The following is a 16446-nucleotide window of genomic DNA, read 5'->3' as shown; positions in this document are numbered from 1 at the left end:
CGCGGTCGCCCGCGCCGACAGACATAATGATCACCAGTGCACCGTAGGGAACGAATGGATCGCGTGGACTCCATGCCGCCCAGACTGCCTCCGCCCGCCGGGAGCGACGGAGAAGGTGAAGACACCGCCGACGCGTACGCCGCGGCGCCGCTGCTCAATTGTCTGCTGCGGGAGGCGGCGGAGCCCGCCGGGGACCCCGGTGCGTTCCGGCTGCGGGCCAGCGGCCGGCTGCTGCGCGTGCGGGGCACCCGACGGCCCCGCGCCCCCGAGGTGTACGCCGACGGCGCCTGGCAGCGGCTCGACCACACCGCGCTGGTCAAGCTCACGGCGGAGGAACTGCGCCTCCTCACCCACCTGTCCAACTCCGAGCTGCCCGCGGAGATGAACGACAGCCGTGACACGGTGGCCGCGCTGCTCGCCGCGCGCTCCGCCGCGACGCCGCCGGCCGACCCGTACCTGCGCTCCGAGCAGTCCCTGATCACCGGGCATCCGTACCACCCGGCGCCCAAGGCGCGCGGCGGCGGCCCCGTCGCCGGCTGGCTGCCGTACGCGCCCGAGGCGTACGCCTGCTTCCCGCTGGAGCTGCTCGGCGTGCGCGAGGACGCGGTCGTCGAGGAGGGCGACACGACGCCGCTCGACGTCCTCGGGCGGGCACCGGCCGGCTACCGGCTGCTGCCGGTCCACCCCTGGCAGCTCGACCTGGTCGGGTCCCGTCCGGAGATCCGGGCCGCCTTCGCCGACGGTCGGCTGGTCCGCCTCGGCCGCACGGCCCGCCCGCTGTGGCCGACGGCCGCCATCCGCACGCTGTACGCCCCCGAGGACGACCTCTTCGTCAAGTTCAGTCTCGACGTGCGCATCACCAACGACATCCGCCGGCTGTGGCGGCACGACCTGCTGAAGCTGCGCCGCACGGACGCGGCGACCGCGGCGGCCTTCACCGCCATGAGCGCCCCGCCGAACAATTCCACGGACCGCACGCCGGGCACCCGCGCCGCATGGCTGAGCGACCGCGGCTACCGCACCGCCGACTTCGCCTTCGAGGAGCTCGCCGTCCTCGTCCGCGACGGGCTGCGCCGGCACGTCGCCCCGGGCACCACACCACTGCTCGCGGCCGCCCTCGTGGAGGGCTTCGACGGCAGCCCCCTCGACGGTCCCGGCGATCCGTCCGACTGGTGGACGGCGTATCTGCGTCAGGTCGTACCGCCGGTGCTGGAGGCGTTCGCGCGGCACGGCGTCGTCCTCGAGGCGCACCTGCAGAACACCCTGGTGGCCGTGGACGCCGCCGGCACACCCGTCCAGGCGCTGTTCCGGGACGCGGAGGGCGTGAAACTCCTGACGGACGTGGACCGGGCCGCCGGGTGGGAGCGGCTGGTCTACTGCCTGATCGTCAACAACGTGCTCGAGCTGGCCGCCCTGCTCGCGGAGCGGCACCCGGGCTGGGACCCCTGGCCCGCCGTACGGACCGAACTGGCCGGGCACGGCCTGCCGGGGATCGAGGACGAGATCACGGACCTGCTCACCGCCCCCACCCTCCCCGGCAAGACGAACCTGCTGCTCCGCTGGACCGGCGCGGACGGCGCCGACGCCCGCTATCTGCCGCTGCCGAACCCGCTGGCGCGCTCCTGACCCGCCCGCCCGGTCGCCCGCCGCCGCGACCGGCCTGCCGCGGGGGCGCTGCGGCGCACGACGGGCACGGCGGCGTACGGCGGGGCACGACCGGGGGGCCTCCTCCCGGGTCGTCAACTCCCGGTCCCCTCGGCGGGATCCTGGCCGTACGCCGGTCGGATTCGGCCTAGGTCCGGGCGGGGACCGGGGTGAAGGTGACGGGCAGGCTGACCGGTCCGCGCATGAGGCCGACGGGTATCCACGGAATGTCGGCCGGCGGCACCGCCGTGGTCAGATCCGGGAAGCGGCGCAGGAGTGTCCCGAGGCCGACCTCCGCCTCCAGCCGGGCCAGCGGCGCGCCGAGGCAGTGGTGGATGCCGTGTCCGAACGACAGGTGACGGACGCCGGAGCGGCTCACGTCGAGGAGGTCGCGTTCCGTCTCCGTCATGGCGGGGTCGGCCCGTCCGACGGAGGTCAGCGCCACCACGACGGCACCTCCGCGCGGGATCCGGGCGCCACCGAGGGTGATCTCCTCGGCCGCGTACCGCATCGGTGTGAACTCGACCGGCGGATCGAACCGCAGTAACTCCTCGACGGCGCCGGGCAGGAGCTCCGGCCGCTCGCGCAGCCGCCGTGCCTGCTCGGGGTGGCGTAACAGCGCCACCATGGCGTTGCCCAGGAGGTTCACCGTCGTGTCGTGGCCGGCCACCACGAGGAGGTTCGCGGTGCCCACCAGCTCGGCCTTCGACAGGCGGCCGTCCCGCTGGTCGTACACCGCGGTGAGGGCGGACAGCAGGTCGTCACCGGGCGAGCGCTGTTTCTCCGCGACGAGTTCGGCCAGATAGCCGTTGAGCTCGACGAAGGCCTCCCGCTGCTTCTCCGACGTCGAACCCAGGGCCTGTGACGTCCAGGCACGGAACGAGGCGCGGCCCTCCTCCGGCACCCCCAGCAGTTCCGAGATGACCTGGACGGGAAGCGGGCCGGTGAACGACCGGACGAGGTCGGCGGTGCCCAGCGGTGCCATGGCGTCGGCGAGGCTCTCGGCGATCTCGGCGACGCGAGGCCGCAGCGCCTCGATCCGGGGTCTCGTGAACGCGGCCGCCACCAGACCGCGCAGCCGGGTGTGGTCCGGCGGGTCCGCGTTGAGCATGTTGACACCCAGACCGGACTCCGGCCGATGCGCGGTGAATCCGACCGCTTCGAGGGCGTCGGCGGCCGGCGTCGCGTCCTTGAGCAGAGCGGGGTGGGTCAGAGCGGCCTTCGCCAGTTCGTGGTCCACCACCACCCAGGTGTCGAGGCCGCGCAGGATCTGCACCTTGTGGATGGGACCGCGGGCACGCAGTTCCGCGTACCGGTCGTGCGCGTCGGCCTTGAAGGCGGCGTCCAGCACGGTGATGTCGTCGTGGTCGGTCGTGGTCATGTTCGTTCCTCCTGTCCAAGTGCGGTGTGTGCGCCGGGGCTTGGGACCGGACTTGCCAGGGGCATCGGTGCCGGGCCGGCGGGGGAACCGCCGGTGACCGCGACGGACGCCTCGCCGGCCGCACAGGCCGCACGGGCCGGTGTGCCGGTGCTGGCGACCACGAGCCGGCCGGACCCTCCCCCTCGACGATCACACTCGACCACTATGGTCACCTCACGTCGGAGGAGGGGGCCCATCCGCCAGACAGCCTGGGAAAATGCTCACGGACCGGACTCCGGCCGGGCCGACGCGACTGCCGCCGGCCCCGACACGTCGGTCCGCCCTCGGGTGCGTGATGTCGAGGCCGTCGCCTCCGAGTTCGGTGTGCAGGTGAAGGACGTCGCGCCGCCGCCAGGGCCTGCCCGGGATCGTGCCGGACAGGCCCGTGTCCCGCGGTGGGCTCAGCGCTTGAGCGTGAAGGTGAAGTCGCCGGAGAGCCTGCCGCTCAGCCGGACCGCCGAGACGACCTTCCCCTCCGTGATCAGTCGTTCCACCTCGGCCCGTGAGAGACCGCACCCCTCAGCGATCAGTCGCACGGGGCGGACAGGGATCCGCGCCGCGAGGCGGACCGAGACGTCGATCGCCTCGCGGTCCAGGTGACCCGATCCGCCGGTGTCCAGGCGCCAGGCGTTCTCCCAGTCGAGGGCGATGCGATTACGGCGCTGCACGACCGGATCCTGGAGCAGCTCAGCAGCCAGGCCAAGGTCGTTGTCATGCAGCCGGTCGAGCAGCTCGGACCGTACGGAGCGCACGTTCATCCGCTCCAGGACCGTGAGTTTCGTGGTGTCCCCGCAAGTGGTGCAGAGCGCGAGGAGCCAGGCGTCGATGAGCTTGTGGTGTGCGTTGACGCGGAATTTACCGCTCGTCCGGAAGCGCTCGGACGCGCACGCGTGGCAACGGCGGCGAACGAGCGGCAGGCAGGTGGGCACGACCACCCAGTTTTCGAGCACAGAAGTACACCGGTTTCAGTGAGAAGTCCGCAGCAAAAAGGAGCGCGGCGCACATAGGCGACGCGCGACAGATCAGCGCTCGGGAGGTCTCACAGGGTGTACAACGGCACGTCCTTGACCGACGACTTGGTTCGGCAGCACGGTAACGGCACACAGCGGCGCCCTTCCACCGGTTTTCGAGCGCCCCACCGCCGGTGGCCGCAGGATCGAACTGCGCGTGTGGGAAGGCGAGTTCGGCGCGGTCGAGAAACTCGTCCCGCGCAAGCACGAGAGGTCGGTCGGCGTGGGTCGCGGCGATCGGTCAGGTGGGTGGAGAGCTGCGGTCCCCGCCCGTCCACTCGCCGATCCGATCCACGATGACCAGCGTGACGATTCCCGTGGCCACGCCGATGGCGGTGTCGGCCAGACGTAGGAGCGGTTGTTTCCAGGCCTCGTGCGGACTCAGTCCCGCGACGACCATGACGACGGTGGTGGTGATGGCGGCGGTCGCCTCGTCGCCGGGCCGTCCGACCAGCCCGGGCACCAGGACGCTCAGGCCCACGAGCAGGGCGAGGCCCCACATGTGGAAGGGGAGGAACGCGAGGTAGACCAGACACAGTGCGAAGCTGATGAGGGTCGCCGACATGCGGGCGACCGCCGCCGCAATGCTCTTCCCTTCGCAGTCCCGGACCACGAAAATCGCGGAGATCGCGGCCCACATGCCGCCGAGCTGACCATCCTCGTACGACTGATGGGCGCCCGACCAGATGTGGGTGGCCGCCCAGTAGCTCAGCAGGCTGGCCAGGCCGACCTCGACCGAGTACTCCAGCAGCTTGGCGATCCCCGCCTTCGGCGAACCCGCGCTCACCACCACCCTCCGACCGCCGCTTCAGGATCCACCGGGTGCCTCGCTCCCGTCGGCGAGCGAAAAGCGGCTCGGGGCGGGTCGGACAGGTGTGCAAAGAGGTGAATTGCGGTGTTTATCGCGTAAATCTACCATGGGCACGACCCGCGCCGGCCTCGCCGCCGCGCGTTCGAGCACGGGGCGCCTCGCGGCAGGGGCCCGCACTCACCGCCACCGTCCGCGGCCCCCTCGTCCTCGTCCTCGACCTGATCGGGCCTGCCGCATCACGGGGGACGCGTCCGCCGCGGCACTGTTCCTCGACCGCCTCGACATCGTTCAGCGGAGGGCTGCCGGCGGAGGGCCGCGTCCTGGCCGAGGAACACGAGGGTGTGTGCTGCCGGCTCGCCCCAGGGTGCCGTGGAAGGATCTGGACGGGCCCGACGGCCGACCAGAGCGGATCGAGAACACGGTACGTGGGAGAAGAGATGTCCCATCCGGACCCGGGGCGGGAGGCCGAGGCCGCGGCGGCCATGGGCTTCGATCTCAGTGAATGCGTCCAGGAGCCCATTCATCTGCTGGGCAGGATCCAGTCCCACGGCACCCTGCTCGCGGTGGAGGCCGACACCGGCACCGTGGACACCGCAGCTCTGAACACCGGTCGCCTGCTGGGGATCGAGGCCGAGGAGCTGGTCGGGGGACCCGTCACGCGGGTGCTGTCCCCCGAGGGCTGGGCCGAGGCTCTCGAGGCCGGCGCCCAGCACGAGGCGGTGAGCCTGGTTCTCCCTGTCTCCACCGACGCGGCGGGCGCCCCCCGGATGTTCGACGCGACCGCACACCGGCAAGGGCCCTTTCTGATCCTGGAGTGCGAGCCGCGAGCCGTCGCGCCGCCGCACTTCGCGCGCTACTACCAAGGGGTCAGGCGAGCCCTGACCCGGCTCAGGACGTCGACGTCGGCAGCCGAGTGCTGTCAGGCCGCCACCCGTGAGATCCGGGCGCTGACCGGCTTCGACCGTGTCGTCGCCTACCGCTTCGAGGGCGAGGACGGGCCGGGCGAGGTGGTCGCGGAGGAACTCACCGACGGCCACGAGCCCTGGCTGGGACTCTGGTTCCCCGCCAGTGACGTCCCGCCCCAGGCGAGGCGGCTCTACCGCGACAACTGGATCCGGGTGATCGCCGACGTGGACGACGTCAGCGTGGGCCTGCATCCCCCGCGACAGGCCGGCTCGGGCCTGCCACTGGACCTGTCGAACTCCGTACTGCGCACCGTGTCGGGATTTCATCTGGAGTACCTGCGGAACATCGGTGTGAAGTCGTCGATGTCGGTGAGCGTCCTCCGGGAGGGCGAGCTCTGGGGGCTGATCGCCTGTCATGGCGACACCGCCACCACCGTTTCCCCGGAACTACGGGCGGCATGTGAGTTCTTCGGTGTCGCGTTCTCCCTGCAACTCGCGGCCATCGAGGAACGACAGCAGGCCGAAGCGCTCGCCGCGTCCCGCGAGCGGCTCGACCGCATCGTCTCCCGGGTCACGTCCGATCTGGAGACCTCGCTCCTGGCAGGCGACGACGCCCTCAGAACACTGCTGGACGCCGACGGCGCGGCGCTCTGCCGGGGCGGGCGCAGCCACTTCAGCGGGATGACGGTCGCGCCCGCTCTGCTGGAGACCCTCCAGACACACGCGTCAGGGCTGGCACCGGGCACGGTCTGGAGTACGGACCGCCTCTCCGAGGAACCGGACCGACCCGGCGACGGTCCGACGAGCGGTCCGGCGGGAGTCCTGATGGTGACGCTGAGCCGCTCGGGTGACTTCCTCGCCTGGTTCCGCAGGGAGCGTCCCATCGCCCGCCAATGGGCCGCCGACCCTTCCAAACCCGTCCAGGCCGGCCCGCGGGGCGAACGGCTCACCCCTCGTGGATCAGGCGCCGTCTTCCGCGCGGTGGTACGGGGACAGAGCCCGCCCTGGACGCCGGCCGACCGTGCCACCGCGCAGGAGCTCTGGCGCGCACTGACCGGTCTCGTACTCCGGCACGAGGCCGAACTGCGAGCACTCAACGACCGGTTGCGGGTCGCGAACGCCGATCTCGACTCGTTCGCCCATGCGGCAGCCCACGACCTCAAGGAACCGCTGCGGGGCATCTCCAACGCCGCGGCCTTCGTCATCGAGGACGCGGCGGCGGATCTCGACGCGACGACCGTCCGACGGATGCACACCATGCGGCGTCTGGCCGGCCGGATGGACGAACTCCTCGACTCGCTGTTGCACTTCGCCCGGCTGGGCCGGGGTGGACTGCACCGCGTCCGTGTCCCGCTGGACCGGGTGCTGGACTCCGCGCTCGAGGTGGCCGGTGACCGTCTGGCCGAAGCCCAGGTGCGGGTCATCAGAAGAGATCTGCCCGAGGTGTACGCCGACGAGCACCGGCTCCACGAGGTCCTGGTCAACCTCCTGGTGAACGCGGCCAAGTACGCCGCCGATCAAGGAGATCGCACCGATCGCACCGAACACACCGACCGCACCGTCGAGGTGCTGGTCGACACACTCCGCACCCCGGCAGGCGGAACCCCCCGGCAGACCGTCGTGGTCCGCGACAACGGCATCGGCATTCCGGCCGACCGACAAGGCGAGGTCTTCGAGCTGTTCCGCAGACTGCACGGGCCGGGCGAGCGCGGTGGAGGCGCCGGCGTGGGTCTCGCGATCGTCAAACGGATCATCGAACGGCACGGCGGCGAGCTGTGGCTCGACAGCGAACCGGGCCGCGGGACGAGCTTCTGCTTCACCCTGGGTCAAGGCGGGGGCGACTGAGCCGCAGGGCCCTCGTCCTCACCCTTCGCTCTCTCCTGCCAGTAGTCCACTGCCCCCTTCAGAACGCTGCGGAAGAGCTCGAAGTTGACCGGCTTGTAGATGTAACTGTCGGCCCCCGCCGCGTAGGTCGCGTCGACCTCGTCCGGCGCGGCGGACGCCGTGAAGACAACCACGGTCACGCGGTCCAGTTCGGGCATGGAGCGGATCGACCGGAGCACCGCGGCTCCACTGAGGCCGGGCATGTGCAGATCCAGGAGGACGAGCCCCGGTCGCCGGGTGGCTTCCCGCAACCGCTCCGCGACTCCCGCGCCCCTGTCGATGAATTCCAGCGTCAGACCCGGATGGGTACGACCGAGCGCCCGCTGGATCGCCTCCGCGTCCTCCGCCGAATCCTCGACCACCCAGACGAAGTCGTGATCGATCCTCGGATCCCCGGCCGACCCGCTCACGCGACCGCCTCCGCCTGTGCGACGAGCACGGCGATGTCGTCCGCACCCGCCGCCCGGAATTCCACCGCAGCCGCAGCCAACCGCTCGGCGAAGCCCTCGGCCTCACCGGCTCCCTGCCGCCTCACGGCGTCCCGCAGGCAGGATTCGAAGAACGTTCCGTCGGCCGCTCTCGCCTCGGTCACCCCGTCGGTGAACAGCACCAGCGCGTCCCCCGGCGCCACGTGCTCCGAACCGGATCCGTACTCGATCTCCTCCAGCACACCGAGCAGGTCCCCGTGGGCCGTGAGCTCCTCCACCGTGCCGTCCGCACGCCGCACCAGAGGCGCCGGATGCCCGGCACTCCAATAGCGCAGGCGGAATCCCTTCCCGTCCGACACCAGCACCGCCACGAGCGCTGTCACGAAGCGGGACGTGCCCTCCCTGAGCAGCGCCCGGTTCAGCCGTCCCAGCGCGTGCTCGGGCGTACTGCCGTCCGCGAGCAGGGTGCGCAGGGTGTGGCGGGCCAGACCGGTGAGTGCCGCGGCCTCCGCCCCGCGACCGCACACGTCACCGACGAGGAGCGTCACACCGCCCTGTGCCCCCGGGACGGCGTCGTAGAAGTCACCGCCCACGTCGAGCGAGACGTCGCCCACCGCGTACGCCGAACTCAGGGCGAGACCCGGAATCCGCGGCAGCTCTCTCGGCAGCAGATACCGCTGGAGGGAGATCACGTGCTGGCGCCGCTGTTCGTACAGGGTGCTGGTGTCGACGGCCAACGCGGCCCGGCCCGCGAGATCGGCGAGGAACCGTGAGGTGACCTCGGCGATGTCCACCCGGTGGTAGAGGAACGTCAGCGTGCCCAGAGACCGGCCCCGGGCCTTGAGCGGATTCACGCTGAGCGCCTGCACGGCCCGCCCCGTCCCGGACGAGGCGGGCCCGAAGGGTCCGCCGGCCAGCGCGGCACCTTGCAGCACCAGCCCCTCCCCGCGGTGGAGGACGTGCTCCAACAGATCCGTGAGCCAGCGGTCCTCGGCCGCGATCTCACCGAGCCAGCGCTGCTCGCCCGCGTCCACATGTGAGAAGGCCACCGGAGTCAGTCCGCCGGAGAGACGCAGATGGAGGACGCACCCCTCGGCGACAGCGGGAACAGCCGTCCGCGCCACCCGGCGCACGGTCTTCTCCACATCGAGGCTCGAATCCATCTGCAACGACGCCTCCGCCAGGAAGGCGTCACTCACCTGACGCAGCTCATCCTCCCGCCGGGCCGTGATGCGCCTGTCGGTGACCATGGCGACCTCGGCGACCTGCTTCAACCGGGCCCGCAGCGTCGCATCGACCGTGTCCCTGTCCGCGGTGCCGACCATGAACGACGCCCAGCCGTCCTGCCCCATCGACACGGCGCACAGGGCCACGCTCCGCGCGCCCGCCGCGGCCAGCACCTGGACATGCGGCATGGCGCCGTCGAGATCCGGCACCTCGTGAACGGTGACGGTCGGATCGCCCTCCGGAGCCCCGGCGGCGGCAGCGTCACCAAAATCCTGTTCGAATTCCACGAACGACAGCGTCGGCTCCGCCGGGGTGGCGCTGCGCAGGTTGTGCAGCAGCCCACCGCTCCAGCGGGTGCCCACCACGGCCAGCACACCGGGCATACGGAGCAGCATGTCGTAGAGAGGGTCGGCCAGCCCTGTCACGTCCTGCGCCCTGTCGGCGGCACGCCAGAGCTCATGCAGGCGGCCGGACCACCATGCGTCATCCGCCTGGCAGAAACCCTTGTCCTCGTGCTGCTCCACCGCTGATCCGCCGTTCCGTATCACCGCTGCCGGCCCCGGACCATCAGGGAAACGCTATGTCACGCGACGACTGAGCGCCTCCAGGCGCCGTCTCCGCGGTGGCGCCGCGCAGGAGACGTGCGAGGGCGGAGGCCCTGGGCGCACGCGCAGGGCCCGCTGCCGGGTGCCGGGAAGGTGCTGCGGACGCCGGACGCCGGACGCCGGTGAAGCGGCCGCGGCGTCGGGCGGCACGGCCTCCACGGAGCCGGCCGGAGACCGCGATCAGCGGACCCGGGCCACCACGGCGTGGCTGTGGCCGTCGACCGGAGGCATGGCCTCGGGGCGGAGGAGGTGGCGCGTCGTCTCGTCCTACTCCTCCGGCTCCCACGCGCGGAGCAGGTCGAACAGACCTGCGTCTCCGTCGATCCGCAGAGAGTCCGCCGGGATGCGGTCGTACACGAAGAGGACCAGCTCACCGGCCGTGCCGCGGACGGAGACGCCGGCCGCGTCCGGGTCCTCGTGGGCAGCGGTGGCGGGCGTCGTGCCGGGCGCGGGGACACGGGTGGTGCGTGCGCCGTCGCTGTCGACCGTGAGGCGCCACGAGCGGCCCTCGTTGGCGTGGAAGTCGAAGGCAGTGGGCTTGTGCGGCCAGGCACTCGTCGTCGCGACGCAGGTGAACAGGAACTCCTCGACACCGTCGAGTGCCACCTCGCTCGGCAGCGGCTGCGGGGCGCCCGTGGTGACCTGGGCGTCGTAGGTGTGCACCGCGAGCTGCTGGAGCTGGTGCCGGGCGACGGCGCCACAGGTCCGCGGCGACTGGGACGCACCCCACCACGTCCAGCAACCGCGATCCGGGCCGGCCTCCCGCAGCGCGTCCACCAGTTGCCCCGTGGACTCCGCCAACCAGGCCAGCAGGGCCTCGCGCTCCCGAGGCGCGGCCGGGGCGCCCTCTGCCGCGGACTTGGCCGGAGCAGGCCCTGCGGCGACGGTGGCGGCCCAGGCGCGGCGCCCCTCGCCGATGTGCTCCGCCAGATCGAACAGCGTCCACTCCGGGCAGGTCGGCACCTGCACGTCGAGGCTGGGCGCGGAGGCGACCGCGGCACGGAAGGCGGTCGACCGTTCGTCGATCAGCCGCAGGAGTTCGGGGAAGTCAAGCGTCGTCGTCACAGGGACTCTCTATCACCGCGTTCCGACCATTGGACAGGGATTTTCACAGGGCAGCGGGTGCGCAACCCGACGGAACGTCAGTTCCTTCTGGAATCCGTGGAACTGACGACATGCCCGGAACAAACGGAAGCAGGACATCGGTACGGCGGATACGAGTCGTCTCCCGTTCCGTGACCGTTCAACTCGCCGTCCCTGACTTCGGTGTACGCCACACCTAGGGTCCTTGAGGGCTTCTGAGGAAGGGACTCATGGACACTCTCCCCGCAATCCGGGCGCGTGAGATCACCAAGTCTTTCGGCGACGTCGTCGCACTCGACAGCATCGATCTGGATGTGACGCAGGGACAGATTCACGGCTTGGTCGGACCGAACGGCGCGGGCAAGACGACCCTGCTCGGTCTCCTGCTGGGTCTGGCCGTGGCCGAGGGCGGCCGTCTCGAGATCCTGGGCACGCCGGTCGGGCGCGCGCTCGCGGCCCCCGAGGGCGTCGCGGGCTTCGTGGACGGGCCGGGTCTCTACCCCTCGCTGACCGCACGGCAGAACCTCGCCGCGCTGGCCGCCCTGCGTGGCCGCGAGGCGAGGACGGCGGGGATCGACGACGTGCTCGATCAGGTCGGGCTGACCGACGTCGCCGACGACCGGGCCCGCGGCTTCTCCCTGGGGATGCGTCAGAGGCTGGGTCTCGCCGCCGCCCTGCTCACCAAGCCGCGACTCCTCGTACTGGACGAACCGTCCAACGGTCTCGATCCAGCCGGCAAGAAACATGTCCACGGTGTCCTCGCGCGGCTCGCGGCGGAGGGAACCAGCGTGGTGCTCTCGAGCCACCGCATGGACGATCTCGAGGCCCTGTGTTCCGAGGTCACCATCCTCGCGACCGGGCGGGTCGTCTTCTCCGGTCCGCTGGGCAAGCTGGCCGCCGAGAACCGTGAACTCGACTACCGGGTGCTCACCTCCGATCCGCAGGCCGCCCGTCGGCTGGCCGCCGACACGGCCGGGATCCAGGTCGTCGGCCAGGCCGGGGCGCAGCGTGCCGCGGAGGTGCTCGTGGTGCGCGGGCTGGTGCCTGCCATGGATGAGCTGGTGGTGCGGCTCGTGCACGCGGGGATCGCGCTGCGCGAGCTGGCCCCCGTGGTGTCGCCGCTGGAGGCCGCGTTCCTCGCCCTCACCGAGCAGCAGGAGGCGGCCCGATGACCGCGACCCTCACTGAGAACGTCACTGTCGGCGCCCCGAGGGTGTCGGTGGCACGCGGCTACCGTTTCGAGCTGGTCAAGCTCCTCTCGCAGTGGCGGATCCGCCTGGTGATCCTCGCCTGCTGGATCGCGCCGGCGCTCTTCGTCGCCGCGGTGAGTCAGCAGGACTCGCTCCCCGTCGACACCCTCTTCGGCCGCTGGATGCACGCCACCGGGTGGGCCGGACCACTGGTGGTCCTCGGCTTCGCGGGCACCTGGGCGCTCCCGCTCCTGACCTCACTGGTCGCCGGTGACGTGTTCGCCTCCGAGGACCGTCTCGGGACCTGGCGCCACCTTCTGGTGGCGGTCCGGTCACCCCGGCGGATCTTCGCTGCGAAGGCCCTGGCCAGCCTGACCGTCATCCTGTCGCTCGTGGCCGGGATGGTGTGTTCCAGCGCGGTCGGCGGGGTGGCGGCGGTCGGCAACCGGCCGCTGGTCGGCCTCGACGGTCACCTGCTGACGGCGGGCGACGCCGCGGGCAAGGTCTTCCTCGCCTGGGCCTGCGCACTCGCCCCCACGCTCGCCCTCGCGGCGATCGGACTGCTCGGGTCCGTCACGCTGGGCCGTTCCCCGATGGGCCTGCTGCTGCCGGCGCTCGTCGCGCTCGCGATGCAGATCGCCCAGATGCTGCCGTTGCCCGTCGCCGTGCGTCTCGCGCTGCCCGGGTACGCCTTCATCTCCTGGAACGGCCTGTTCACCAGTACGGCGCAGTGGCGCCCGCTCCTGATCGGCATCGTGGTCAGTTCGGTGTGGGCCGTGGTCGCGACGGCGCTGGCCTATGTGCTCTTCCTGCGGCGGGACTTCACCAATCTCACCGATGACGGGTCGCCCCGCCGTGCTCTCGTCGCCGGAGCACTGCCGCTCGCCGGGCTGCTCGCCCTGACGGTCGGGGTCGTCGCCGGGGCGACCGGGGCGACGGGCTCGGGAATCGAGCAGACCAAGGTGCAGGACTCGGTGGCCGTGGCGTTCGCCCACCTCTATCGCCAGCAGGCCGAGGAGCTCAACCGCCCCGCCGTCACCGAAGCACAGCTGCGTGCCTCCGCGGCGTGCACCAAGGGCGACGTCGCGGACGGTGCGCAGGGAGCGGGCAACGACTGGCGCTGTGTCGTGTCCTGGCATCTTCCGGACGTCGTGGCCACCGGCACGGCCGTCTACCAGCTCGACGTCACTCCGGACGGGCGGTTCGTCGCCGACGGCGACGGGCCGAAAGAAGTGAACGGCTACTTCCTGGTGCGCACCCCGATCGGGGACGCACCGAATCCGCTCTGGCAGTTCGACGGCAATGTCGAACTGCTCGGCACCACGAAGGGATGACTCCATGCAGGTAACACGCCGCAGGCGTGTCCAGAGGGACCGTCCGGGCCTTCTCGGCAGACGTATCGGCCGCATACCCCTGGTGACGGTCGGCATCACCGTCCTCGCCGTCGCCGCCGCCGGCACCGCTCTCGCGCAGACACGGCAGTTCGGCACCGAGCAGGTCGGCCAGACCACTGGTCACGGTCAGGTCATCTCCAGCGACCAGCACATCGCCCCGTACGGCGACCGACTCGTCATCGGCAACGGCAAGATCATGTCGTCGTCGGTCAGCCCGGACGGCACCCACCTCGCGGCCTCGGTCACCGATGGTGGTGCCGCGCTGTCGATCGTGGACCTCAAGACCTGGAAGGTGCAGCAGCTCGTCAGCAGCGCCGCGTCGTCGGTTCCGCGCATCAGCGGCAACGACGTGGGCCAGGAAGGTCCCACGTACTCGCCCGACGGCAAGCAGCTGTGGCTGGGCCGGACCGACGGCTACACCAGGTTCAGTGTGAACCCGGACGGCAGCGTCACGGGCCCGGTCAACATCTCGATCCCGGCGGACGGCCCCAAGCACGCGCTGGTCGGTGCCGCGGTGTTCTCATCCGACGGGGCCACCGTGTACTCCGCGGTCAACGGCCAGAACCGAGTGGTCGCCATCAACGCGGCGACGGGCGCCGTCCAGCAGAGCTGGGCCGTGGGGAACGCGCCGCGCGGCATGGTCGTGGCCGGCGGCAAGCTGTACGTCAGCAACGAGGGCGGGCGTCCGGCGAGGCCCGGCGAGACCACCATCAACTCCTACAACACGCAGGTGCCCGCCGACCCGGTGACCGGCGCCACCACCACCGGCACGGTCACCGTCATCGACCTGAAGAAGCCGACTGCCGCCGTCAAGACCGTCAACGTCGGTCTGCACCCGACCGCGTTGTACGCGAAGAAGGGCGCGGTGTTCGTCACCAACACCGCCACCAACGACGTGTCGGTCATCAGGACCGCCAACGACAAGGTCGTGCAGACCATCGCCACCCGGCCGTGGCCGGAGGCGTCGGTGGGTTACGAGCCCGACGCGGTGACGCTCACCGACGACGGGCATCTGCTGGTGACGCTCGGCCGCGCGAACGCGGTCGCCGTCTACCGGTACACGAGCCCGCAGGAGCCGGTCAGTTACGTCGGTCTGCTGCCCACGGACTACTTCCCCGCGGAGATCGCCACGGTCGGCGACCAGGTGGTGGTCTCCAACACCCGTGGTATCGACGCCCGCCGATCCACCACCAGCGCCGGGCACGGCACCCACGACACCACGTCGAGCCTGACCCGTTTCACGCTGCCCAGCGACAGGACCATCAAGTCCGAGACGGACAAGGTCTTCCAGCAGAACGGCTGGACCGACAACTCGGTCAAGCTCGCCAAGGGCAGGAGCAAGGCCAAGCCGGTACCCGTCCCGGTGAAGCTCGGCGACCCCTCGACGATCAAGCACGTCTTCATGATCGTCAAGGAGAACCGGACCTACGACCAGGTCCTCGGCGACATCCCGCGGGGCGACGGCGATCCGACGCTGACGCAGTTCGGCGAGAACGTGACACCGAACCAGCACGCGCTCGCGGAGCAGTTCGGGCTCTACGACAACACGTACGACATCGGCACGAACTCGGCCGAGGGACACAACTGGCTGATGCAGGCCGACAATCCCGAGTACACCGAGTCCTCGGCCGGCGAGTACCTCCGCAGCTACGACACCGAGGACGACGCCCTCGGCCACCAGAAGTCAGGATTCCTCTGGACCGGCGCGCAGGCGGCCGACAAGACGGTCCGTGACTTCGGCGAGTTCCACCAGTTCCTGACCAAGCCGACCGGTTCGACCTGGCAGAACCTGTACTGCGACGCCAGGAACATGAGCGCGACGGGGCAGCCCTCCGCGTACTCCCTGGTCTCCTCGTCACCGATCCCGTCGCTCAACAGCGTGTCGGTTCCCGGCTTCCCGAAGTTCGACACCAGCGTCCCGGACGTCTACCGGGAGGAGATCTGGAAGCAGGACTTCGAGAAGAACGGCCCGGCGAACCTGAACATGTTCTGGCTCTCCAGCGACCACACGGGCGGTCCGGCGAGCCCGGCCGCGCAGGTGGCGGACAACGACCTCGCGGTCGGCAGGATGGTCGACGAGATCTCGCACAGCGCGTACTGGAAGGACTCCGCGATCTTCGTCGTCGAGGACGACTCCCAGGCCGGCCTCGACCACGTCGACGGCCACCGTGCCCCGATCCAGATCATCAGCCCCTACGCCCAGCACGGCGGCGTCGACAGCCACTACTACTCGCAGATCACGATGATCCGCACCATCGAGCAGATCCTCGGGATCCACCCGATGAACCAGAAGGACAGCGCGGCCACCCCGATGAGCGGGGCGTTCACCAAGAAGGCGAACCTCAAGCCGTTCAACGCCCTTGCCAACCGCACCTCGTTGACCGACGGTCTGGCGACGCCGCCGTCCTGCGGTACGGACACCCCCGCGCCGCAGGACCCCGAGGCGGCGGCGGTGCCGACGGCGAAGGTCCCGGCCGGTATGGAGTCGCTCGCGTCGCAGTGGGACACCTGGAAGTCGCGGCAGCGGCTCACCGGACCCCATGCCGTGCCCGACTACGCCAACCCCGCGCAGATGAACCACCTCACCTGGTACCAGACCCACAACTGGAAGCAGCCGTACCCCGGCGAGAAGAAGATCTTCGCGCCCAAGGACGTGCCGGGCGCCTACATCCCCTCGGCCGAATCCGACGGCTGATCCCGGCTGATCCCGGCTGACCCCGGCAGATCGGGTGAAATGGCTCCTGGCCGGCATGACCGCCGGCCAGGAGCCGCTTCGCTCTCCCGGCGCCGTCCGCCGGGGGAGCGACGAGCCCGCAGGGGGCCGGCGCACCGGCAGGGGGAAGCG

The 16446-nt window shown here is 70.9% G+C and carries 11 protein-coding genes; 5 read left to right on the top strand and 6 right to left on the bottom strand.

Annotation, left to right across the window (positions count from 1 at the left end; translation table 11 throughout):
• Nucleotides 1–54: 54 nt before the first annotated feature.
• Nucleotides 55–1626: an IucA/IucC family protein gene (locus OG199_RS11250; protein ID WP_405829307.1), complete on the top strand. Its 1572-nt coding sequence runs from the start codon at nt 55–57 to the stop codon at nt 1624–1626.
• A gap of 166 nt (nt 1627–1792) precedes the next feature.
• Here OG199_RS11250 and OG199_RS11245 read toward each other — a convergent pair whose 3' ends face one another.
• The 3 genes from OG199_RS11245 to OG199_RS11235 form a co-directional block, all read right to left on the bottom strand.
• Nucleotides 1793–3025, bottom strand: coding sequence for a cytochrome P450 (locus OG199_RS11245; protein ID WP_356797524.1), 1233 nt, complete (start codon nt 3023–3025; stop codon nt 1793–1795).
• A 440-nt stretch (nt 3026–3465) separates the two neighbouring features.
• Nucleotides 3466–4014: a DUF1062 domain-containing protein gene (locus OG199_RS11240; RefSeq protein ID WP_356797522.1), complete on the bottom strand. Its 549-nt coding sequence runs from the start codon at nt 4012–4014 to the stop codon at nt 3466–3468.
• Between the two features lie 301 nt (nt 4015–4315).
• On the bottom strand, nt 4316–4861 hold the full coding sequence (locus OG199_RS11235; protein ID WP_356797520.1) for an FUSC family protein: 546 nt from the start codon (nt 4859–4861) through the stop codon (nt 4316–4318).
• A 461-nt stretch (nt 4862–5322) separates the two neighbouring features.
• Here OG199_RS11235 and OG199_RS11230 point away from each other — a divergent pair, with 461 nt between their 5' ends.
• Nucleotides 5323–7635 carry an ATP-binding protein gene (locus OG199_RS11230; protein ID WP_405829304.1) on the top strand — a complete coding sequence of 771 codons (2313 nt, stop codon included), beginning with the start codon at nt 5323–5325 and terminating at the stop codon, nt 7633–7635.
• Here OG199_RS11230 and OG199_RS11225 read toward each other — a convergent pair.
• The 3 genes from OG199_RS11225 to OG199_RS11215 form a co-directional block, all read right to left on the bottom strand.
• Complete coding sequence (locus OG199_RS11225) at nt 7617–8084, bottom strand: response regulator (protein ID WP_405829303.1); 468 nt, start codon at nt 8082–8084, stop codon at nt 7617–7619. The genes OG199_RS11230 and OG199_RS11225 overlap by 19 nt on opposite strands.
• The gene (locus OG199_RS11220) at nt 8081–9853 is read right to left on the bottom strand and encodes a PP2C family protein-serine/threonine phosphatase (protein WP_405829301.1); all 1773 of its coding nucleotides are present in this window, start codon (nt 9851–9853) and stop codon (nt 8081–8083) included. The genes OG199_RS11225 and OG199_RS11220 overlap by 4 nt, the downstream gene beginning before the upstream one ends.
• Nucleotides 9854–10201: 348 nt before the next feature.
• Complete coding sequence (locus OG199_RS11215) at nt 10202–10999, bottom strand: maleylpyruvate isomerase family mycothiol-dependent enzyme (RefSeq protein WP_356797513.1); 798 nt, start codon at nt 10997–10999, stop codon at nt 10202–10204.
• A 248-nt stretch (nt 11000–11247) separates the two neighbouring features.
• Here OG199_RS11215 and OG199_RS11210 point away from each other — a divergent pair, with 248 nt between their 5' ends.
• The 3 genes from OG199_RS11210 to OG199_RS11200 are packed head-to-tail and all read left to right on the top strand — an operon-like array spanning nt 11248 to nt 16296.
• Entirely contained in the window at nt 11248–12189 is a 942-nt protein-coding gene (locus OG199_RS11210; protein ID WP_405829299.1) for an ABC transporter ATP-binding protein, read from the top strand.
• Nucleotides 12186–13541 (top strand): ABC transporter permease, encoded by a 1356-nt coding sequence (locus OG199_RS11205; RefSeq protein ID WP_405829297.1) that lies wholly within the window; start codon nt 12186–12188, stop codon nt 13539–13541. Before OG199_RS11210 ends, OG199_RS11205 begins: the two co-directional genes overlap by 4 nt.
• A gap of 4 nt (nt 13542–13545) precedes the next feature.
• Nucleotides 13546–16296 carry a bifunctional YncE family protein/alkaline phosphatase family protein gene (locus OG199_RS11200; RefSeq protein ID WP_405829295.1) on the top strand — a complete coding sequence of 917 codons (2751 nt, stop codon included), beginning with the start codon at nt 13546–13548 and terminating at the stop codon, nt 16294–16296.
• The last annotated feature ends 150 nt before the right edge of the window (nt 16297–16446 follow it).

The organism is Streptomyces sp. NBC_01176 (genome assembly GCF_045039825.1).
Classification (GTDB): Bacteria; Actinomycetota; Actinomycetes; order Streptomycetales; family Streptomycetaceae; genus Streptomyces.
This window is presented reverse-complemented; position numbering and strand designations above follow the sequence as displayed.